Consider the following 20,540-nt stretch of genomic DNA (forward strand, 5'->3'; position numbering starts at 1 on the left):
GTTTCTCTGATCACACGTTCCCAACCGCACCGTCAGGGTTCATTTCGTCATGTCCGTTGGCCCGATAGGTTGGGTGACCACACCAGCGCAAGAATGCTTCGCGATTGACACGAACAAGGCGCCCAACGCGAATGGCAGGAAAATCCGACCGACGTGCCAACTCGTATGCCGCAGTCCGACCGATGCGCAGATACCGTGCCACGTCTTCCATAGTCAGAACCGAAGGAAGGTCTTGTTCATGGAGAGACACGGTCCTCATCACTTCCTTCATGCCGTATCCGCTTTGCGAATTGCAAAGCGGCTGGGCGAAAAGATTTCTTCTCTCTTGACACCGTACAAGTTCGCGATCTGCTCGGCACGTGCAGCACTTACTTGGCGTTTTCCCGTCTCGATCTCAGACAAATAGCCACCTGGAATCCCAAGCCGCTTCGCCGCCTGCTCTATGGTGAGGCCAGCGGCGATTCTCGCTTGCCGCACCAGGCTTGCCATAATTGTCACCCCCACATCGCATATTGCGTTGTCCATATGTATCGTACAACGCGATATGAATAGTGTCAATGCGTTTTGAGAAGTTTATTTCTCGTGCTTTTCGTTTCGCAATCCGCGAAGGTATAATGATGTTTTGAAAGCGTGGATCAGGGGGTTAATCGGTGTTTGGAAAGAGGCTTCGTTACCTTCGGCAGCAGAAGCACCTGACAATGAAGGAACTGGGCCAAATATTTGGCCTAGCTGAGTCCACTATCTCGGGATATGAAAACGGGATCCGATCCCCAGATATTGAGTTACTGCCCAAATTCGCGGACTTCTTCGGTGTCAGTGTGGATTATCTTCTTGGCCGTACCGACGATCCACATGGATCTACTCCGGTTGGTGAAGACATTTCATTCGAAGAAAAGGAATTCCTACGATGGGTTCGAGAACACGTTACCGGAGTATTCTTTGCCGAGTTCGATGAAGCCCCCGAGGAATCGAAAGCAGCCGTAATGGAGACTTTGCGCTGGTACTGGGAAAACATCGAAAAACCCCGTATGAAAAAGAACAAGGGCTCTAACCAATAAACCCTCAATTGGGATTTTGCTCCCTTGGAATTGATTTCCCCTGAAAATCAAGACTTAAAATATTCCTTTGCTCGAAGTAAAATACGAACACACGTTCCCATACAACAATCAGACTACTCCATGGGAGATGGGTGTTCGTGTTGGACATTGTCATCAGCTACGTCGAGTCGTTTTTTCGTGAGCGTAACATCTGGTCGCCAAGGGATCTCTGCCTGGATGAACTCGCTGCCGAGCACAATGCCACGCTTCTGTATGAACCGCGTAGGTCCCACGCTGTTACAATTGTCCACGCTCCCAATTCCGTGGAACACCTGTGTGTAGTGAATTGCACCGAGACACGGCGTGTGCAACGTGTACACGCCGCCCACGAACTTGCACACGTGCTCCTGCATAGTGGAAATCAGACTACCATGGTGAACCTGTTTCGAATTTATCAGGAAGCCCAAGCAGTGCGTTTGGCCGGGCACATCTTCGCACCAACGTATCTGCTGGCCAAGTATTTGCGACAAGCACCGCCGTTTTACGAGGCAAATGTCACCTATCTGGCTCACGTATTTTGCGTGACGTACGAAGCCATGCAACGACGGTTGGAGGAATTTACCCAGAACTACACGGCTGCTGGATTGGCAGAGGCTTATGACTTGGAGTGCTTAATATGAATGGCCATGTTACAAAGAAAGGAAACAAATATTACGTTGTCATCGAGCTTGGGCGCGACGCAATGGGCAAGAGACAACGAAGGTGGTTTGGGGGTTACGATACGAAGAAAGCGGCTCAAGCGGCCCTCGTTGAAAAACTTCACGATTTGCAAACGGGACAGTTCCATGAGGAAACCGACATGACGATTGCAGAGTTCTTACAACAGTGGCTTGACCATAAACAATCACAAGTGCGGCCGTCCACACTGCGAAGCTATTCATGGCATGTTCGTCATCACATCATCCCATATATTGGTCATGTAAAGATTTCTAAACTGACCCCGGTGATGCTCCAAAAACTCTATACCGACTTGCAAAAGGCGCCGCGGAAAGATGGCAAACCAGGTGTAGTTTCAAACCGGTCCATACTGCATGCCCATTTAGTACTGCACGAAGCCCTGGACCGTGCTGTAAAATGGGGGCTGACTCCGCGAAATGTATGTGAATTGGTGGACCCGCCGCGTCCGCGCAAGGTGGACATGCAGGTATGGGACATCGAACACGTGAACCGATTCCTGAGCGTCGCACAAGAAGACAGATACTACATCGCATTTGTCTTGGCTATCATGACAGGACTTCGGAAGGGGGAAATTCTTGGACTTCGCTGGTCCGACGTCGATTTTTCATCAAAACTTATCACAGTACGTCAGAACCTCAGTTATGTTCACGGACAGTTTTATTTCCTTGAGCCCAAGACCGCACACGGGCGGCGCGCTGTTGCGATCTCTGACCCAATTATCGAAGCTCTTAACATACATCGGATTCGACAGGAGGAAGAACGTCTGAAGGCTGGCCCGTTGTATCGTGATCACGGGTTGGTTGTTCAGACCGAAGTGGGTACTCCGGTTTCACCTCGGAATCTCGACCGGTCGTGGTACAACTTGCTTGGCAAATGCGACGTGCCTCGGATCCGATTCCATGACCTTCGCCATACGCACGCGACACTGTTGCTCAAACAGGGTGTGCATCCAAAGATAGTCTCCGAACGGCTAGGTCACGCTAACATCGGAATCACTTTGGATACCTACTCACACGTGCTGCCCAACCTTCAACAGAGCGCCGTCGACCAACTCAGTGAACTAATATCCGTGTCGAAGCATGTCAAAAAATATATTTCGGAACACGAAGGGCAGAAGAATGGCAGAAGATCGTGAGAAGGTGGAAAATGGCGCGGGTCAAGAACCCGCGCCACGACTGGCTTTTTTGGTGCACCCGGAGGGACTCGAACCCCCGCAAGACGCGGTTTAGGAAACCACCGCTCTATCCGCCTGAGCTACGGGTGCATGATGGAGAGATCGGATGCCCTCCTTTTCATTATACAGGACCGGACGGCATCCAAGCAAAGGAAAGCTCCGGTTCCGGCGTCAATCGTCCATGTATCGTGGCCCCCGTATGGTCGGCCGTCAACGGTCCACGGTCAACGGCGCCCGGGCAGAAACGGCCAGGGTACGGACAGCCCCTCGACGGACACGGTGACGCGGCCCTGTTCGCATCCCAGGTGGCGAACATGCAGATGGACCCCGAGCCCCGCCAACAACGAGGGCAGATGGACGCGAAGCGACTCCTCCATCACCGAAATGCCGGGCGGCCCATCCCGTACCGCCTCCTTCAGTTGGCGCTGCACCAGCGCGGACGGGATGGGGACCAGTTTGTGGGCCGAAATGTCAATGGCCACGGTGTCGGATGCCGGGATGGAGGGCACCGCGAGAAAGTCCACATACCACCAGAGCAGTTTCACCTGGCCTCGGATGCCCTCCGGCGTGATGGACAGGATGCGAACTCCGGATTTCGGCAGCAGCTCGTCCATCCATTCCTGCAAGTCATCCCGGTCCATCACAATGGAGATTTGGGAAACGCGCACGGGACCTCCCTCCGCACGCTCAGGAACTGTGCCGGGTCGGTGCGGAGGACGTCCTCCCGCGTGCTCGGCGCAGCCGTTGCCAGGACTTGACGCCGAGGACAGCCATCATCCCGAACCCGGTGATCAGCAACAGGATGGACACGACCGCTGCGGACACCGTCGGCAGGAGTCCGACGAGGAAACCCATTAAGACCGCGGTCCACGAAATGAACATGGAGCGGCCGAACGCGATGCGGTGCATCGCCCGCCATTGCATCCACACACACCAGAGAAGGAATGCGATGAACAGCAGCTTCACCGCGTCCCACAGCCAGGAGACCCACAGGGTGTTGGCCATCGGTCACTCCACCGGGCGGATGACGTCCACGCCCATGTATGGGACCAGAGCCTCGGGAATACGCACACTGCCGTCCTCCTGCTGTCCATTCTCCAAGATGGCGGCCACGGTTCGTCCGATGGCGAGCCCGGATCCGTTCAGTGTGTGGACAAATTCCGGTTTGGACGTCTCATCCCGGCGGAAGCGCAGGTTCGCGCGGCGTGCCTGATAGTCCTCGAAGTTGGAGCAGGAGCTGATCTCCCGGTAGACTCCCTGGGCCGGCATCCAGACTTCGAGATCGTATTTCTTTGTCTCCTTCGCCCCCAGGTCCCCGGTGCAGATCTCGATCACCCGGTACGGCAGATTCAACGCCTCCAGCACGGACGCGGCGTCATCCACCAGCCGCTCCAGTTCGTCATAGGAGGTCTCCGGCAGCACCAGTTTCACCAGCTCGACCTTCTGGAACTGATGCAGGCGGATCAGGCCCCGCGTGTCCTTCCCGGCCGATCCCGCTTCCGACCGGAAGCATGCGCTGTAACCCGCGTACTTCACCGGCAGCTGGGACGCGACGAGGATCTCGTCGCGGTGGTAGTTGGTCAGCGGCACCTCGGCCGTCGGGATCAGGTAATACGGCAGTCCCTCCAACTTGAACATCTCGTCGCCGAACTTCGGCAGATTGCCAGTTCCGATGAGGCTGGTCTCGTTGGCGATGAACGCCGGAAACATCTCCGTGTATCCATTGCGGCTGGTCTGCAGGTCGAGCATAAAATTGGCCAGTGCGCGCTCCAGCTTGGCGCCGAGCCCCTTGTAGATGACAAAGCGCGATCCGGTGACCTTCGCCGCTCGTTCGAAGTCGGCGATGTCGAGCCGCTCGGCGATCTCCCAGTGCGGCCTTGGTTCAAACGGGAAAGACGGCTTGTCCCCCCAGTAGCGGACGGGCACATTGTCCTGCTCGTCCTTCCCGTCCGGCACGGACGGATGCGGGAGGTTCGGGATGATCAACAGGAGTTCCTTCACCTCATCATCCAGCCGGCGGACCTCGTCGTCCAGCATCTTGATCCGGTCGGACACCTCTCGCATCTGTGCGATGTCCGCGCTCGCGTCCTCCCCGCGGCGCTTCTTCATTGCGATGGCCTCCGAAGCCTTGTTGCGCACGCTCTTGAGCCGCTCCACCTCGGCCAAAGCGTTGCGCCACGCCTCGTCGACGCGCAGGAGTTGATCAATCAAGGTCGGATCGGCGTGCTTTCTCTCCAAACCCTGGCGAAACTCATCCGGATGACTGCGGATCGCGCGCAGATCCAGCATGTCCAACACCCCTTCCGGTGGCACCCCGTCACACCGACGAGGAACCAAGTCCGTGCACACATATGGATCGAGCATAGCAGATGGTGAAGAGCTCCCGCAAGGCAGAGGCCGATGTACGGTGCGCCCCGCCTCTTATGAAAGAGGTGCCCTCATCGGGCACCTCCTCATGGCTGGATGGGTTTTCTTTCGCTCGATCCCGATGCTCAACGCTTGCCCGCGACGATGTCCAGGAAGTACGCGTGCAGGCGATCATCCGCGGTCAACTCGGGATGGAACGAAGTGGCGATGAACTTTCCTTCCCGCACGGCCACGATGCGCCCCTCGTACGTCGCCAGCGTCCTCACGCCCTCGCCGACCGACTCGATGTGCGGCGCCCGGATGAACACCGCCCGGAACGGTTTTTCCCCGATCTCCGGGATGTCGAGATCGGTCTCGAAGCTCTCCCGCTGGCGGCCGAACGAGTTCCGGTTCACCGTCACGTCCATCAACGCCAGGTGTGGCTCTGGTTCTCCCTGGATGCGCGCCGCCATCACGATCATCCCGGCGCACGTGCCAAACACCGGCATCCCGTCCTGCGCCATCTGCCGGATAGGCGTCATCAATTCGTATTCCCGGAGCAGCTTGCCGATGGTGGTGCTCTCTCCACCCGGGATCACAAGGCCTTCGATGCCCTCCAGATGGCGCGGCAGCTTCACCAGCACTGGTTCGGCGCCGAGATCGCCCAACATGCGCGCATGTTCGTGAAACGCCCCCTGGAGGGCGAGGACTCCAATCTTCATTGCTCACCAACCCCGAACAGCCATGCGCTCCTCGTCGCGCAGGGTGTTCAGGTCGATGCCTTTCATCGGCGTGCCCAAGCCCTTCGACAGGTGCGCAATCAGCTCGTAGTCCTGGTAGTGGGTCGTGGCCTGGACAATGGCGCGCGCGAACTTCTCCGGATTCTCCGACTTGAAGATGCCGGAGCCGACGAACACGCCGTCCGATCCCAGTTCCATCATCAATGCCGCGTCGGCCGGAGTCGCGATCCCGCCCGCCGCGAAGTTGACAACCGGAAGCCGTCCGAGCTTGTGCACCTCGAGCACCAGCTCGTACGGGGCGCCGAGGTTTTTGGCTTCGGCCACCAGCTCGTCCTCGGACATGTTCTGGATCTTGCGAATCTGCGCCTGCATCAAGCGCTGGTGCTTGACGGCCTCGACGATGTTCCCAGTGCCCGGCTCGCCCTTCGTGCGGATCATGCTGGCCCCTTCTGCGATGCGCCGCAGGGCCTCGCCGAGGTCGCGGGCGCCGCACACGAACGGCACTGTGAAGGCCTTCTTGTTAATGTGGAATTTGTCGTCTGCCGGCGTCAGGACCTCGCTCTCGTCGATGTAGTCGACGCCGAGGGCCTCCAGCACGCGCGCTTCGACGATGTGGCCAATACGGCATTTGGCCATCACCGGAATGGAGACGGCCTTCATGACCTCCTCGATGATGGTCGGATCGGCCATGCGGGCCACGCCGCCTGCGGCGCGGATATCGGACGGCACGCGTTCCAAAGCCATCACGGCCACTGCGCCGGCCGCCTCCGCAATCTTCGCCTGTTCAGCCGAGACCACGTCCATAATGACGCCGCCTTTTTGCATCTGTGCCATACCGCGCTTGACGACGTCCGTTCCTGTCAGTGCCATGGTCCTCTCTCCCTCCGGCTCACGCCTGTATCTTATTCCTTCCTGAGTTTGCGCAGGAAGCGGCGCATTTCAAAAAAGGCGCCGACGATGAACAAAAGGGCCAAGATGCTGCAGACCGTCAGACTGCCGATTTGCAACCACAGCGCCGAGCCCACGCCATCGCCACCTTCCAAGACGGTTCCGACAACTACATTAGTACATTACAGGCGATGTAGCAATCCACCAAGCCACCGGCCGATGCCCCGCAGCAGGCGGACGAACCAGTTGGCCTTCGGATCTTCTCCGGCCGCGACCGCGTCCGTCTGGGCGATCACGCTGCCGTTTACCACATACTCCAGCGTCCCGACCTTCTGCCCTTGATGAACAGGTGCCGTCACCGGCTGGGAGACGAATTTCACCTGGCCTTGGACGCCGGCCGGGAGATCGACAATCAAGTCATCCGCGGCTGTGACGGGCAACTGGGTCGTCTTCCCGTCAGGCACCGGCACGGTGTAGGACAAGGTTTGGCCGTGGGTCGCCGCCTTGGTCTCGGTGAATTGTTGGAATCCGTAATCGAACAGCTTCTGTGTATCCACGAACCGCTGGTGAATGTCGTTCTTCGTGTCGCCCATTACCACCGAGATGAGCCGGACGCCGTTTCGCTGGGCGGTGCCCACAAAGCAGTAGCCCGCGTCATCGGTGAAACCGGTCTTCAGCCCGTCGACCCCGGGATATTTGCCGATCATCTCATCCGTGTTCGGCCACGTGTTCGACTGCTTGCGCACCTGGCTCTTCACGGTGACGGTCGGCTTTGATGTGAACTCCAGTACTTCCGGATAGTGTTCAATGAGATACCGCGACAGTTTCGCCAAGTCCATCGCGGTCGTGTAGTGGTTGTCCTGGGGCAGCCCGTCCGGATTCGTGTAGTGTGTGCCCGTCAGGCCCAACCGCTGCGCTTCCTGGTTCATCATGGCGACAAAATTGTCCTTGTCGCCGCCGATCTTATCCGCGACGGCCACGGTGGCATCGTTGGCCGAGAGCACGGCGATGAAGTCCATCATGTCGCGCAACGTGAAATGTTCGCGAGGATCCAGATAGGCGTTGGATACGTCGGAGGTGGTGGCTACCCGATAGGCGTCCGGGGTGACCGGGACCTCGTCCTCCCACCTGACCTTGTGATTGGCGACCGCCTCCATGACCAACAGCATGGTCATGATCTTCGTGGTCGATGCGGGCGCGCGCCGTTCGTCCGCATTCTTCTCGTACAAAATCTGGCCGTTGTCCGCATCCATCAGGACGACGGACTGGGCTTTGACGACCGGCGGTGCGGGCGCGTGAATGGTTTGGAGCGCGTTCTGGTTGATGACCTCCGCGCGGACCGCCTGCACAGGCACAATTCCCGCCAAACCCGCGGCTGCGCAGGCGATTGCAAACAACTTTTGTGCGTCTTTCCTCACCGCCGCTACACTCCTTGTCCAGTTTCCAGGGGATCACTGGCGAATCTACTAGAAGAATTGCTTGGTAACCAGCGATCCGGACGTAAGTCTGCAAGTCCGGCATCAGTATAACATACGCGGAAGAACCATCAGGTTGGCGAAAAACGGGTGTACTGGCAGCCGCACACCGACGAGCTGGTGCACGGCCGCCGAAAGGGAGGAGAATTAAATGCTGTAGTTCGGCGCTTCCTTGGTGATGTGCACGTCGTGCGGGTGACTCTCCCGCAGACCCGCCGCGGTGATCCGGATGAACTGGCCGTTTTCCTGCAGGTCGGGAATGGTGGGCGTCCCGCAATAGCCCATCCCGGCCCGCAGACCGCCGACCAGCTGGTACAAGATTTCCGCCAACGGCCCGCGATATGGGACACGTCCCTCGATGCCTTCCGGCACCAGCTTCTTCGCGTCCTCCTGAAAGTACCGCTCGCCGCCGCCCGCCTTCATCGCGCCGATGGACCCCATGCCGCGGTACACCTTGAAGCTCCGACCTTGGTAGATCTCCATCTCACCAGGGCTCTCGTCCGTTCCCGCCAAAAGGCTCCCGATCATCACCGTGCTGGCCCCAGCCGCGATGGCCTTCACGATGTCTCCGGAATACTTGATCCCTCCGTCAGCGATGACGGGGATCCCTCGGCGGCGTGCCACCGTCGCGCAGTCGTAGACCGCGGTGATCTGCGGCACCCCGATACCTGCGACCACACGGGTCGTGCAGATGGAGCCCGGCCCAATCCCGACCTTGACTGCGTTCACGCCGGCAGCGATCAGCTCCTCCGTCGCCTCGGCCGTCGCCACATTGCCCGCTATCAGCTGGATGTCCGGGTGGCGCTTCCGGATCTCTTTCACCGATTCGATCACGCCGACGGAATGCCCATGGGCCGTGTCGACCACGATCACGTCGGCGCCAGCGCGGACCAGGGCATCGACGCGATCGAACATGTCCTTCGAAGTAGACACCGCGGCGCCGACGAGCAGCCGCCCCTTGGCGTCCTTTGCGGCGTTCGGGAACTGGCGGACCTTCTCGATGTCTTTGATGGTGATGAGACCCTTAAGCACCCCGTTGGCATCGACCAGAGGCAGCTTCTCGATCTTGTGCTGCTGCAGGATCTCCTTCGCGTCCTCCAGCGTCGTCCCGACCGGGGCGGTGACGAGGGCGCCTTGCGTCATCACCTCACGGATGGGCCGATCGTAATTGCGCTCGAACCGCAGGTCTCGGTTGGTGATGATGCCGACGAGTTTTCGCGTGCCCTCCTCCACGATGGGCACGCCGGATATGCGGTACTTCGCCATCAGGGCCTCCGCGTCCCGGATGGGATGATCCGGGGTGAGAAAGATGGGATCGGTGATGACCCCGCTCTCGGAGCGCTTCACCTTGTCCACTTCATCCGCCTGCCGTTCAATCGGCATATTCTTGTGGATGATCCCGATACCCCCCTCACGAGCCATAGCAATGGCGAGCGCCGCTTCGGTAACGGTGTCCATCGCGGCGCTTACAATGGGAATATTCAGTTGGATGTCAGTGGTGAGGCGGGTCCGGACATCCACGTCTCGGGGGAGGACTTCCGATCGCGCCGGGATGAGCAACACGTCGTCGAACGTAAGACCTTCCTTTGCAAATTTGGTACTCCAACGATCCGCCAATGCACGTTCCCCTCCTGTGCGTCTCTTGTATAGGCGTGCGGATTCCGTATCCATAACCGTTCAACGCGAACCGTATAACGCGGGCCGTATAACGCGTGCTCGGCCCGCGGATATTACGCGTAGTATAACAACCGCCCTGGCGAGTGTCAACGAAGCTCGCCCGCACAAGTCCTCGCGTATACGCGTCGAGGAGTACATGGTTCCGGAGGGCATCGTGATCGAACCGTTTCAATGGACCAGCGAACCTCTGCTGCGCCGCTTCGTAGCCCGGTTGCATCCCGATGCCACCCCTTCACAGGTGTACGAAATGGCGTCAAAATCTGGGGCATCCGCCAAGTTGGGAGTCTCTTTTCTGGACGCGGCCCTCCGGGCGGAATCCTGCGTCATGCCGCTGCTTGCCTATTATGGATGGCTCCACTGGGTCAAGGCGGTCCTGTATGCACTGGACCCCGGCTATCCACCGTCCTCGGCGGTTTTGCAACACGGCCTTTCGGTGCGACGGCAAAAACGCTCTGTGTACCGGTGGCTCGATGAACCTGTGCACGTCTACAAAGAGGGAGCGTTGCAGAGCGTCTGTGCCCTCCTCGCGCCAGGATACCACCTCCCCGGACGTTGGACCGTCGGCGACTTGTTGGGCCAACTCCCCGGTTTAGGTCCCGTGCTCTCCGTTCTCGCCCCGGACCGGCTGCGCGTCTATCCGGTGCGGTTTCAACGCCCCGATGCACCTCCACGATCGGATTCCTGGGCTACAGGTGCCGGTTCGGTCCCGTTTCCGGATCCGATTTTCGCGTTGCATTCCACGCCGTGGGCCGCGCCGGGTGCCATGCCGTTGACCACTCCGGGTGCCACCGCGTTGACCGGGCAACGTGCCATGCCGTTGGCCGCGCCGTTCCCCTCAAACGCCACGTACTCGGACGGCTCATGTGGGTCTTCCTTGGGGTTTGCCGCTTCACCGGCGTCCGCCTGGGTTCCGCGGTCCATCGCGTCACGCAGGGGAGCCACGTTAGAAGAGTGGCGGACATCCTACGCGCAACGGCTGTGCCAGGCGAACCTGCCGTCGCCGGTCAGCCCTCCTTCAAACGCCGCTGTGCAGGCGCGGGCAGAATCACAGGGTACACAGCAGGACACCGCAGGACAGGATACCGCACGACGCACCCACGGAGTGTACAAGGGCCCGGAGCAGCCATTTGGCCAGGATGGTCTGAAAGCGGACGGCGCAGAACCGGATGGTTGGATGGTGATCCCCAACCCTGGTCCGTCCCATCCTTGGCTTCGTGAGTTCCAGGGGAACTGGTACCTGATGGACGGTGACGGTGAGCCGGAGTGGTGCATTCACTACGCGATCCTGTACTCGCTGGCCGCTCTGTGCCGTTACAACGCCAGAGAGTGGTTAGACATCGTACAGTGGCAGAATGAACTGGACGCGACCATCACACAAGCGTACTTCTCGTGTTATCCCCCGCAGCGCACAGTGATGACGCTGCTGCAAGCAGCCTGCGAAGTGAGTGAAGGGGGAATGTGCAAAGGGGGCTGTGGCTGAGAGGCGAGTATCCGAGGAGGCGGCATCCGATGGGGAGGTGCAGCTGCATCAAAGGTCGTCGTCGCGAATGAGTGCGCCACACCGCTCCCCCACGACCGTGGATCGTGGTCCTGGAGACCGTTCTGCTGGATGGCTGTAGGTCGACGGATGGACGAGTGGATGGGTGGGGGGTGGATGAGGGGACGGCTCACGGGTGGATGGGTGGACGGTTGGGTTAGGCGGTGTCTCCAGGGTGCGGTGTGCAGACAGCGCTGGTCGGTACCCGGATGTCTCAAGTGTCTCCAAGGGCATGACCCCGGGTTGGTCAGTAAAAACGATTTCCACCTTAATTCTCTGGGGACCCAGCACGATAGTGGACGTTTCGATGTTATGTCGGCACCTTGCAGATGCCATAAGGTGGTTTCGTTACATTATCCGCTCCGCCCCGGCTCCCCGTCCGCCCGCTTACATGCAAAACAGTCTCTATCACGGCCCCAAGGCCCGCGAATAAAGGCGAAACGGTTTGTATTCATTCCAGCCTCGCGTGCCATAAGTGCAATTCGTTTGTTACAGCTCACCGAATGGGCCGTCTCGGCGCCACGGTCAACTCATTCACCACCCATTCACCACCCATTCACCACCCATTCACCACCCATTTGCCCCCATTGACACCCCATTCATCCCCCATTCCCACCCATTCTCCCCCGCTGAGCCGTCCCGACTGACATGGCGCCCGTCTGAGCCCTCACGTTAACACAGACCAGCCGCCATCCGACGCAGCCGAGGTTGCATCCATTTGCGACCTCACCGCGGCGCATGGCAATTCTGACAAGCCCATGACAAGCCTACGCCTGCCGCACACCACACAGCAAAAGGCCCGGCCTGCACCTTCCGTGCATGCCGGGCCTTCTCTCTCGCCTGGCGGCGTCCTACTTTCCCAGGGGCTCCCGCCCCGAGTATCATCGGCGCTGGAGGGCTTAACGGTCGTGTTCGGGATGGGTACGCGTGTTTCCCCTCCGCTATGACCACCAGACTTCAGGGTGTCTTTGCACCCTCGAAACCAGATACCGAGTTTCCCTGCTTCTGGTGAAGCCCTCGACCGATTCGTATCCGTCTGCTCCACGTGTCACCACGCTTCCACACCGGACCGATCTACCTCGTCTTCTTCAAGGGGTCTTACTCCCTTTCGGGATGGGATACGTTATCTTGAGGCTGGCTTCGCGCTTAGATGCTTTCAGCGCTTATCCTTCCCCGACTTGGCTACCCAGCGGTGCTCCTGGCGGAACAACTGGGACACCAGCGGTCGGTTCGTCCCGGTCCTCTCGTACTAAGGACGACCCCTCTCACGTATCCTGCGCCCGCGGCAGATAGGGACCGAACTGTCTCACGACGTTCTGAACCCAGCTCGCGTACCGCTTTAATGGGCGAACAGCCCAACCCTTGGGACCGACTTCAGCCCCAGGATGCGATGAGCCGACATCGAGGTGCCAAACCTCCCCGTCGATGTGGACTCTTGGGGGAGATCAGCCTGTTATCCCCGGGGTAGCTTTTATCCGTTGAGCGATGGCCCTTCCACTCAGAACCACCGGGTCACTAAGCCCGACTTTCGTCCCTGCTCGACCTGTCCGTCTCGCAGTCAAGCTCCCTTCTGCCTTTACACTCTCCGCGCGATTTCCATCCGCGCTGAGGGAACCTTTGGGCGCCTCCGTTACCCTTTAGGAGGCGACCGCCCCAGTCAAACTGCCCGCCTGACACTGTCCCCATACCGGCTCCACGGTATCAGGTTAGAAAACAGGTATCTCAAGGGTGGTATCCCAACGCCGGCTCCATGCAGGCTGGCGCCCACACTTCTCTGCCTCCCACCTATCCTGTACATGACATACCCATCTCCAATATCAAGCTGCAGTAAAGCTCCACGGGGTCTTTCCGTCTAGCCGCGGGTAACCTGCATCTTCACAGGTATTACAATTTCACCGGGTCTCTCGTTGAGACAGCGCCCAAGTCGTTACGCCATTCGTGCGGGTCGGAACTTACCCGACAAGGAATTTCGCTACCTTAGGACCGTTATAGTTACGGCCGCCGTTTACTGGGGCTTCAATTCGGACCTTCGGGATCTCTCCCTAAGCCCTCCTCTTAACCTTCCAGCACCGGGCAGGCGTCAGCCCCTATACGTCGCCTTTCGGCTTCGCAGAGACCTGTGTTTTTGCTAAACAGTCGCTTGGGCCTTTTCACTGCGGCTCTGCTCTCACAGAGCGCCCCTTCTCCCGAAGTTACGGGGCCATTTTGCCGAGTTCCTTAACGAGAGTTCTCCCGCGCGCCTCCGTGTTCTCCACGCGCCCACCTGTGTCGGTTTCCGGTACGGGCACCTTGTCACTCGCTAGAGGCTTTTCTCGGCAGTGTGACTCCCAGGGCTTCGGTACTTTCCTTCCCTCCCCATCACAGCTCACGGTTACCAGTGTGCGGATTTGCCTGCACACCCCGCTTGCTGCTTGGACGGCCTCTTCCATCCGGCCGCTCCCCTGAGCCTCCTGCGTCACCCCTTCGCTCAAGCGTGCCAAGGTGGTACTGGAATTTCCACCAGTTCTCCTTCGACTACGCCTTTCGGCCTCGCCTTAGGTCCCGACTTACCCTGGGCGGACGATCCTTCCCCAGGAACCCTTGGGCTTTCGGCGGACAGGATTCTCACCTGTCTTTTCGCTACTTATACCGGCATTCTCTCTTCCGCTCGCTCCAGCTCGCCTCACAGCTCACCTTCCCCGCAAGCGGAACGCTCCCCTACCATACGTCTCCGTATCCAAAGCTTCGGTGGCCAGTTTAGCCCCGTTACATTTTCCGCGCAGCGACACTCGACCAGTGAGCTATTACGCACTCTTTAAATGATGGCTGCTTCTAAGCCAACATCCTGGTTGTCTGTGCACCGCCACATCGTTCCCCACTCAACTGGCACTTCGGGACCTTAGCTGTTGGTCTGGGCTGTTCCCCTCTCGACCACGGATCTTAGCACTCGTAGTCTGACTGCCAAGCACCCACGAAGCGGCATTCGGAGTTTGACTGAGCTTGGTAACCCTGGCCGGGCCCCGCACCCAATCAGTGCTCTACCTCCGCCTCTGTCCACTTGACGCTAGCCCTAAAGCTATTTCGGGGAGAACCAGCTATCTCCGAGTTCGATTGGAATTTCTCCCCTACCCCCAGCTCATCCCCCGGCTTTTCAACGCCGGTGGGTTCGGGCCTCCATGCGGTGTTACCCGCACTTCACCCTGGCCAGGGGTAGATCACTCGGTTTCGGGTCCATGTCAGCGGACTTGCGCCCTTTTCAGACTCGCTTTCGCTTCGGCTCCGGCTTTTCGCCTTAACCTCGCCCGCTAACATCACTCGCCGGTTCATTCTACAAAAGGCACGCCGTCACACGCCAACGCGTGCTCCGACTGATTGTAGGCACACGGTTTCAGGTTCTCTTTCACTCCGCTCCCGCGGTACTTTTCACCTTTCCCTCACGGTACTCTCCACTATCGGTCGCCAGGGAGTATTTAGCCTTGGAAGGTGGTCCTCCCGGATTCCCACGGGGTTCCTCGTGTCCCGCGGTACTTGGGGTCATACTCCGGAGCTGCATCGGTTTCGCCTACGGGGTTCTCACCCTCTACGACCGGCCTTCCCATGCCGTTCGGCTACCTATGCAGTTTCTCACTCCGTCAAGCCGTTGCAGCGGCTTGCCTGTATGCCCCGCTACCCCAACGCGGCAACGGCTGCAACCTCTCACACCGCGCTGGTTTGGGCTCCTCCGCGTTCGCTCGCCACTACTTGCGGAATCACGCTTGTTTTCTTCTCCTCGGGGTACTGAGATGTTTCAGTTCCCCCGGTTGCCCCCTTGCACCTATGCATTCAGTGCAAGGTACCGGCCCATGACGGCCGGTGGGTTCCCCCATTCGGACATCCACGGATCGACGCTCGCTTACAGCTCCCCGTGGCATATCGGCGTTCGCCCCGTCCTTCATCGGCTCCTGGCGCCTAGGCATCCACCGTGCGCCCTTCCTATCTTCACCTGTCGCAGGTCACCCCTGACGTTTCCACGTCAGAAGCTTCTCTCGGTATCCAGTTTCCAAGGTACATCGAGAAAGCTACCCCCATGGTCTCCCCCACGGGTCTCGCCCCCTCAAAACCGAACACGCCTGAGAGCTCCTTGCTCCGTAGAAAGGAGGTGATCCAGCCGCACCTTCCGATACGGCTACCTTGTTACGACTTCACCCCAATCATCAGCCCCACCTTCGGCGGCTGGCTCCCTCTTGCGAGGGTTACCTCACCGACTTCGGGTGTTGCCGACTCTCGTGGTGTGACGGGCGGTGTGTACAAGGCCCGGGAACGTATTCACCGCGGCATGCTGATCCGCGATTACTAGCAATTCCGGCTTCATGCAGGCGAGTTGCAGCCTGCAATCCGAACTGGGGGCGGCTTTCAGGGTTTTGCTCCGCCTCGCGGCCTCGCCTCCCGTTGTACCGCCCATTGTAGCACGTGTGTAGCCCAGGACATAAAGGGCATGATGATTTGACGTCATCCCCACCTTCCTCCGACTTACGCCGGCAGTCACCTGTGAGTCCCCGCCTTTACGCGCTGGTAACACAGGTCAAGGGTTGCGCTCGTTGCGGGACTTAACCCAACATCTCACGACACGAGCTGACGACAACCATGCACCACCTGTCTCCCCTGCCCCGAAGGGAGGCGCTATCTCTAGCGCTGTCAGGGGGATGTCAAGCCCTGGTAAGGTTCTTCGCGTTGCTTCGAATTAAACCACATGCTCCACTGCTTGTGCGGGCCCCCGTCAATTCCTTTGAGTTTCAGTCTTGCGACCGTACTCCCCAGGCGGAGTGCTTATTGGGTTTCCTTCGGCACTGAAGGGTAACCCCCCCAACACCTAGCACTCATCGTTTACGGCGTGGACTACCAGGGTATCTAATCCTGTTTGCTCCCCACGCTTTCGTGCCTCAGCGTCAGTCACTGTCCAGCAAGGCGCCTTCGCCACTGGTATTCCTCCACATATCTACGCATTTCACCGCTACACGTGGAATTCCCCTTGCCTCTCCAGCACTCAAGTCAAACAGTTTCCAAGGCCACCCCGAGGTTGAGCCTCGGTCTTTCACCCCGGACTTGCTTGACCGCCTACGCACGCTTTACGCCCAGTGATTCCGGACAACGCTCGCCCCCTACGTATTACCGCGGCTGCTGGCACGTAGTTTGCCGGGGCTTCCTCTCCCGGTACCGTCTCCCCTGCGGCTTTCCACTCCGCAGGTCGCTCTTCCCGGGTGACTGAGCTTTACAACCCGAAGGCCTTCTTCGCTCACGCGGCGTTGCTCCGTCAGGCTTGCGCCCATTGCGGAAGATTCCCTACTGCTGCCTCCCGTAGGAGTCTGGGCCGTGTCTCAGTCCCAGTGTGGCCGGTCACCCTCTCAGGTCGGCTACGCATCGTCGCCTTGGTGGGCCGTTACCCCGCCAACTAGCTAATGCGCCGCGGGCTCCTCTGTCAGCAGCGCAGTTGCGCCTTTCCCAACAGGCAGATGCCTGCCCATTGCTCTATCCGGCATTAGCACCCGTTTCCAGGCGTTATTCCGGTCTGACAGGCAGATTGCCCACGTGTTACTCACCCGTCCGCCGCTGGCTCCAAGAGGCAAGCCCCTTGAAACCCGCTCGACTTGCATGTATTAGGCACGCCGCCAGCGTTCGTCCTGAGCCAGGATCAAACTCTCAAACCTATCCTGTGATTCTCGCGAATCACTTCGTACGTTCGCTCTCATGGCGTGTTCAGTTTTCAAGGAACCAGTCGCTTTCTCACTTCGCCGCTCTGGGCGGCGCCATCCATCTTACCACACCGCATCCTCGATGGGAAGTGGGGGTTTTTGGAGGACCTTCGCTTGGACCGCCTCTTCTGGAAGGCTTCCTCTTAGATGACCCTCTCTGGATGGCTCCGCTGCCCGGCACCCGAGCGCCTGACCGGCGCCGTGGCCGTCGCAGCCATGCCGCCAGCAACGGTGCCGACGCCACAGCCGTCGCAGCAGCGACGTCGAGTAATATACCACGCCCACGCCGTGAGATCAACAGGTCAAACGCAGGATGATCGTCCAACCTTGTCCAACCTTGTGGTTTCCGCACGGGGATGCAGAACAATGCACACCATAAGCATAGGTTTCCTCGGCGGTGCGGCCGGCATGTGCACCACTTTCCCGAGGGACACGCGGTGCGCGCCGGCGCCGCGCGAGTCGTGAAAAGGACAGACCGAATCTGGCCGTCTCCCACCAGGGCCGTCTCCCACCAGGCCCGCCTGCGCGTGGGCGATTTGCGCGCCCTCACTGGCCCGGAGACACCGTGATGACCGATCCATTCTTCAGTCCTTTTTTACCAACGCATTGAAGACCATGTACGACACGCCAATCAGTACGATCAAACCAAGGAACATCGCCCCCTGGCGAACCAGGAGTTCCTCGAGTCCACTCATCCCTCGCACCATCCTTTTCCGACATGTGCGTCAAGGTATTTCGCCCGACTCACCAGCCGGGATGCTGTTCAACCCTCATCGTCCTCATTTTGCACCACCCGTGCCACCGTCGCCACCTCTTCACCTTCGGGGACGTTGATCAACTTCACCCCCTGGCTGTAGCGGCTCTGGGTGGAGATGCTGTCCACGTGGATCCGGATGGCCACACCGGCATTCGTGATGATCATCAGGTCGTCCTCATCCCGCACCATCTTCAGTCCGACCACGGGTCCGTTTTTCTCCGTGACATTGACCGTCTTAATGCCCTTGCCGCCGCGCGTTTGGATGCGATAGTCGGTGACAGGAGTCTTCTTACCATACCCTCGGCTGGTGACCACCAGTACCTCAGTGTTCGGCTCCACCACGTCGATGCCGATGACTTCGTCATCGGGTGCAAGCTGAATGCCTTTCACACCGGTCGCCGCGCGTCCCATCGGTCGGACGTCCGACTCGTGGAAGCGGATCGACATCCCCTGCTTCGTCGCCATGATGATCTCGCGATTGCCATCCGTCAGGTGCACCCCGATGACTTCGTCCTCTTCCTTAAGGTGAATCGCGATCAAGCCCGTCTTGCGGATGTTGGCATACTCGGCCAGCGGCGTCTTCTTGACGATCCCGCTGCGCGTCGCAAAGAACAGCGACACCTGGTCCGCGTCGTCCGGCGTCAGGGTGCGGACCGGGATGACCGCGGAGATCTTTTCATCCGCGTCGATGTTGAGCAAATTGATGATGGGGAGCCCCTTGGCCTGCCGGCCATACTCGGGGATCTCGTACGCCTTGAGGCTGTACATCCGCCCCTTGTTCGTAAAGAACAACAGGTGATGGTGGGACGACGTGATGTACATGTGCTCCACGAAGTCCTCTTCGCGCGTCCCAATCATGGTCATGCCGCGCCCGCCGCGGCGCTGGCTGTGGTACGCCGTCACCGGCACCCGCTTCGCGTAGCCCGCGTGCGTGATGGTGATGGCGACGTCCTGGACGGGGATGAGATCCTCCTCCGTGATGTCCCCTTCCGCGTTGACGATGGTCGTACGCCGATCGTCCGCGTATTTCTCCTTGATCTCGAGGATCTCCTTGCGGATCACGCCCATCAAGAGCTTCTCGTCCGCCAGGATGGCGCGAAGGTCGGCGATGGTCTTGAGCAGCTCCTGATACTCGCTCTCGATCTTCTCCCGTTCCAAACCCGTCAACCGCTGCAGTCGCATATCGAGGATGGCCTGTGCCTGTTCGTGGGAGAGCTGGAAGCGCGACATAAGTCCTTCTCTCGCCGTGTCCGTGTCCGCCGATCCGCGGATCAGCGCGATGACCTCGTCCAGGAATTCGAGCGCGATGCGCAGGCCTTCGAGGATGTGCGCCCGCGCCTCCGCCTTATTGAGGTCGTACTGCGTACGCCGTGTGACCACCTCGCGCTGGTGATCGAGATAGAGGGAGAGCACCTCTCGCAAGCTCAGCACCTTGGGCTGGTTGCCCACCAAGGCGAGGGTGATGACGCCAAACGTGCTCTGCAGGCCCGTGTGCTTGAACAGGTTGTTCAACACGACCTGGGGTTTGACGTCGCGGCGCAGTTCGATCACGATGCGCATCCCGTTGCGATCCGATTCGTCGCGCAGGTCCGTGATCCCGTCGATCTTCTTGTCTCGCGCCAACTCGGCGATCTTCTCAATCAACCGGGCTTTGTTCTGCTGGTACGGGATCTCCGTGACGACGATCCGCGTCTTTCCGCCGCCCATCTCTTCGAACTGCGTCTTCGCACGCACCACGATGGAGCCCCGGCCTGTCTCGTACGCGCTCTTGATGCCTTCCCGGCCGAGAATGATGCCCCCGGTTGGAAAATCTGGCCCCTTGATGACCCGCATCAGGTCATCAACCGTGGCATCCGGCTGATCGATCAGCATCACGACGCCGTCGATGACCTCGCCGAGGTTGTGCGGCGGGATGTTGGTCGCCATACCGACGGCGATACCGGAGGACCCGTTGACGAGCAGATTCGGAAACCGCGAGGGCAGGACGAGCGGTTCCTGCTCGTTGCCGTCGTAGTTCGGACCGAAATCGACCGTCTCCTTGTTGATGTCCCGCAGCAACTCCAGTGCGATGTGCGACATCCGGGCTTCCGTGTACCGCATGGCCGCTGCAGAGTCGCCGTCGATGGAGCCGAAGTTGCCGTGGCCGTCGACCAGCACATAGCGGGTCGAGAAATCCTGGGCCATGCGCACGAGCGCATCGTACACCGCCGCATCGCCGTGGGGGTGATACTTCGCCAGCACATCGCCGACCACGCGGGCGGACTTCTTGTACGGTTTGTCGGGCGTCATGCCGACCTCGTACATCGCGTACAAGATGCGCCGGTGAACCGGTTTGAGGCCATCCCGGACGTCCGGGATGGCCCGGCTGACGATCACGCTCATCGCGTAATCCAGAAACGAGTTTTTCAGCTCCTGGCTGAGATCGATAGGCAAAACCTTGCTCGCAAAATCCTCCGGCAAACG

15 protein-coding genes, 1 tRNA gene and 3 rRNA genes are annotated in these 20,540 nt (G+C 59.5%); 4 read left to right on the forward strand and 15 right to left on the reverse strand.

Features of this window, described 5'->3' with window-relative positions; all coding sequences use genetic code 11:
• Positions 1 to 10 precede the first annotated feature (10 nt).
• Both N687_RS23190 and N687_RS0112390 read right to left on the reverse strand, forming a co-directional pair.
• Positions 11 to 271 carry a helix-turn-helix domain-containing protein gene (locus tag N687_RS23190; RefSeq protein WP_081841358.1) on the reverse strand — a complete coding sequence of 87 codons (261 nt, stop codon included), beginning with the start codon at positions 269 to 271 and terminating at the stop codon, positions 11 to 13.
• Positions 268 to 489: a helix-turn-helix transcriptional regulator gene (locus tag N687_RS0112390; protein ID WP_029422147.1), complete on the reverse strand. Its 222-nt coding sequence runs from the start codon at positions 487 to 489 to the stop codon at positions 268 to 270. The genes N687_RS23190 and N687_RS0112390 overlap by 4 nt, the downstream gene beginning before the upstream one ends.
• Positions 490 to 650: 161 nt before the next feature.
• Here N687_RS0112390 and N687_RS23195 point away from each other — a divergent pair, with 161 nt between their 5' ends.
• The 3 genes from N687_RS23195 to N687_RS0112405 all read left to right on the forward strand — a co-directional run bounded on the left by N687_RS23195 (position 651) and on the right by N687_RS0112405 (position 2,910).
• Positions 651 to 1,058: a helix-turn-helix domain-containing protein gene (locus N687_RS23195; protein WP_035462242.1), complete on the forward strand. Its 408-nt coding sequence runs from the start codon at positions 651 to 653 to the stop codon at positions 1,056 to 1,058.
• 137 nt (positions 1,059 to 1,195) lie between these two features.
• On the forward strand, positions 1,196 to 1,717 hold the full coding sequence (locus N687_RS0112400; protein ID WP_035462244.1) for an ImmA/IrrE family metallo-endopeptidase: 522 nt from the start codon (positions 1,196 to 1,198) through the stop codon (positions 1,715 to 1,717).
• On the forward strand, positions 1,714 to 2,910 hold the full coding sequence (locus tag N687_RS0112405) for a tyrosine-type recombinase/integrase (protein ID WP_029422150.1): 1,197 nt from the start codon (positions 1,714 to 1,716) through the stop codon (positions 2,908 to 2,910). The genes N687_RS0112400 and N687_RS0112405 overlap by 4 nt, the downstream gene beginning before the upstream one ends.
• A 50-nt stretch (positions 2,911 to 2,960) precedes the next feature.
• On the opposite strand, the gene N687_RS0112410 is transcribed toward N687_RS0112405, so the two are convergent.
• The 9 genes from N687_RS0112410 to guaB all read right to left on the reverse strand — a co-directional run bounded on the left by N687_RS0112410 (position 2,961) and on the right by guaB (position 10,015).
• A tRNA-Arg gene (locus N687_RS0112410) sits at positions 2,961 to 3,039 on the reverse strand.
• Between the two features lie 134 nt (positions 3,040 to 3,173).
• The gene (locus N687_RS0112415) at positions 3,174 to 3,617 is read right to left on the reverse strand and encodes a hypothetical protein (RefSeq protein WP_029422151.1); all 444 of its coding nucleotides are present in this window, start codon (positions 3,615 to 3,617) and stop codon (positions 3,174 to 3,176) included.
• 19 nt (positions 3,618 to 3,636) lie between these two features.
• Positions 3,637 to 3,954 (reverse strand): hypothetical protein, encoded by a 318-nt coding sequence (locus N687_RS0112420; RefSeq protein WP_029422152.1) that lies wholly within the window; start codon positions 3,952 to 3,954, stop codon positions 3,637 to 3,639.
• Positions 3,955 to 3,957: 3 nt separating this feature from the next.
• Complete coding sequence (gene serS, locus N687_RS0112425) at positions 3,958 to 5,238, reverse strand: serine--tRNA ligase (RefSeq protein WP_029422153.1); 1,281 nt, start codon at positions 5,236 to 5,238, stop codon at positions 3,958 to 3,960.
• A 203-nt stretch (positions 5,239 to 5,441) separates the two neighbouring features.
• Positions 5,442 to 6,017, reverse strand: coding sequence for a pyridoxal 5'-phosphate synthase glutaminase subunit PdxT (gene pdxT, locus N687_RS0112430; protein WP_029422154.1), 576 nt, complete (start codon positions 6,015 to 6,017; stop codon positions 5,442 to 5,444).
• A 3-nt stretch (positions 6,018 to 6,020) separates the two neighbouring features.
• A complete protein-coding gene (gene pdxS, locus N687_RS0112435; protein ID WP_029422155.1) occupies positions 6,021 to 6,905 on the reverse strand; it encodes a pyridoxal 5'-phosphate synthase lyase subunit PdxS in 885 nt (294 codons plus the stop codon).
• Positions 6,906 to 6,937: 32 nt separating this feature from the next.
• Positions 6,938 to 7,060 carry a hypothetical protein gene (locus N687_RS25150; RefSeq protein ID WP_269320496.1) on the reverse strand — a complete coding sequence of 41 codons (123 nt, stop codon included), beginning with the start codon at positions 7,058 to 7,060 and terminating at the stop codon, positions 6,938 to 6,940.
• A gap of 45 nt (positions 7,061 to 7,105) precedes the next feature.
• Complete coding sequence (locus tag N687_RS0112445) at positions 7,106 to 8,341, reverse strand: D-alanyl-D-alanine carboxypeptidase family protein (RefSeq protein ID WP_051663207.1); 1,236 nt, start codon at positions 8,339 to 8,341, stop codon at positions 7,106 to 7,108.
• A 204-nt stretch (positions 8,342 to 8,545) separates the two neighbouring features.
• Positions 8,546 to 10,015, reverse strand: coding sequence for an IMP dehydrogenase (gene guaB, locus N687_RS0112450; protein WP_029422157.1), 1,470 nt, complete (start codon positions 10,013 to 10,015; stop codon positions 8,546 to 8,548).
• A 196-nt stretch (positions 10,016 to 10,211) separates the two neighbouring features.
• On the opposite strand from guaB, the gene N687_RS0112455 reads away from it, so the two are divergent.
• Positions 10,212 to 11,555, forward strand: a complete 1,344-nt coding sequence (locus tag N687_RS0112455) for a YaaC family protein (protein WP_029422158.1) — start codon at positions 10,212 to 10,214, stop codon at positions 11,553 to 11,555.
• A gap of 895 nt (positions 11,556 to 12,450) precedes the next feature.
• On the opposite strand, the gene rrf is transcribed toward N687_RS0112455, so the two are convergent.
• From rrf to gyrA, 4 genes are all read right to left on the reverse strand, one after another.
• A 5S ribosomal RNA gene (rrf, locus tag N687_RS0112460) occupies positions 12,451 to 12,567 on the reverse strand.
• Between the two features lie 50 nt (positions 12,568 to 12,617).
• Positions 12,618 to 15,574, reverse strand: a 23S ribosomal RNA gene (locus N687_RS0112465).
• A 148-nt stretch (positions 15,575 to 15,722) separates the two neighbouring features.
• A 16S ribosomal RNA gene (locus N687_RS0112470) occupies positions 15,723 to 17,275 on the reverse strand.
• The 16S, 23S and 5S rRNA genes sit together here, the layout of an rRNA operon.
• Positions 17,276 to 18,083: 808 nt before the next feature.
• Positions 18,084 to 20,537 carry a DNA gyrase subunit A gene (gyrA, locus tag N687_RS0112485; protein WP_029422159.1) on the reverse strand — a complete coding sequence of 818 codons (2,454 nt, stop codon included), beginning with the start codon at positions 20,535 to 20,537 and terminating at the stop codon, positions 18,084 to 18,086.
• Positions 20,538 to 20,540 lie beyond the last annotated feature (3 nt).

It is taken from the genome of Alicyclobacillus macrosporangiidus CPP55 (assembly GCF_000702485.1).
Lineage (GTDB): Bacteria > Bacillota > Bacilli > Alicyclobacillales > Alicyclobacillaceae > Alicyclobacillus_H > Alicyclobacillus_H macrosporangiidus_B.

Coding starts and splice junctions, on each gene's coding strand:
- N687_RS23190 (WP_081841358.1), bottom strand. CDS start 271: ATGAAGGAAGTGATGAGGACCGTGTCTCTCCATGAACAAGACCTTCCT.
- N687_RS0112390 (WP_029422147.1), bottom strand. CDS start 489: ATGGCAAGCCTGGTGCGGCAAGCGAGAATCGCCGCTGGCCTCACCATA.
- N687_RS0112405 (WP_029422150.1), top strand. CDS start 1,714: ATGAATGGCCATGTTACAAAGAAAGGAAACAAATATTACGTTGTCATC.
- N687_RS0112420 (WP_029422152.1), bottom strand. CDS start 3,954: ATGGCCAACACCCTGTGGGTCTCCTGGCTGTGGGACGCGGTGAAGCTG.
- serS (WP_029422153.1), bottom strand. CDS start 5,238: ATGCTGGATCTGCGCGCGATCCGCAGTCATCCGGATGAGTTTCGCCAG.
- pdxT (WP_029422154.1), bottom strand. CDS start 6,017: ATGAAGATTGGAGTCCTCGCCCTCCAGGGGGCGTTTCACGAACATGCG.
- pdxS (WP_029422155.1), bottom strand. CDS start 6,905: ATGGCACTGACAGGAACGGACGTCGTCAAGCGCGGTATGGCACAGATG.
- N687_RS0112455 (WP_029422158.1), top strand. CDS start 10,212: ATGGTTCCGGAGGGCATCGTGATCGAACCGTTTCAATGGACCAGCGAA.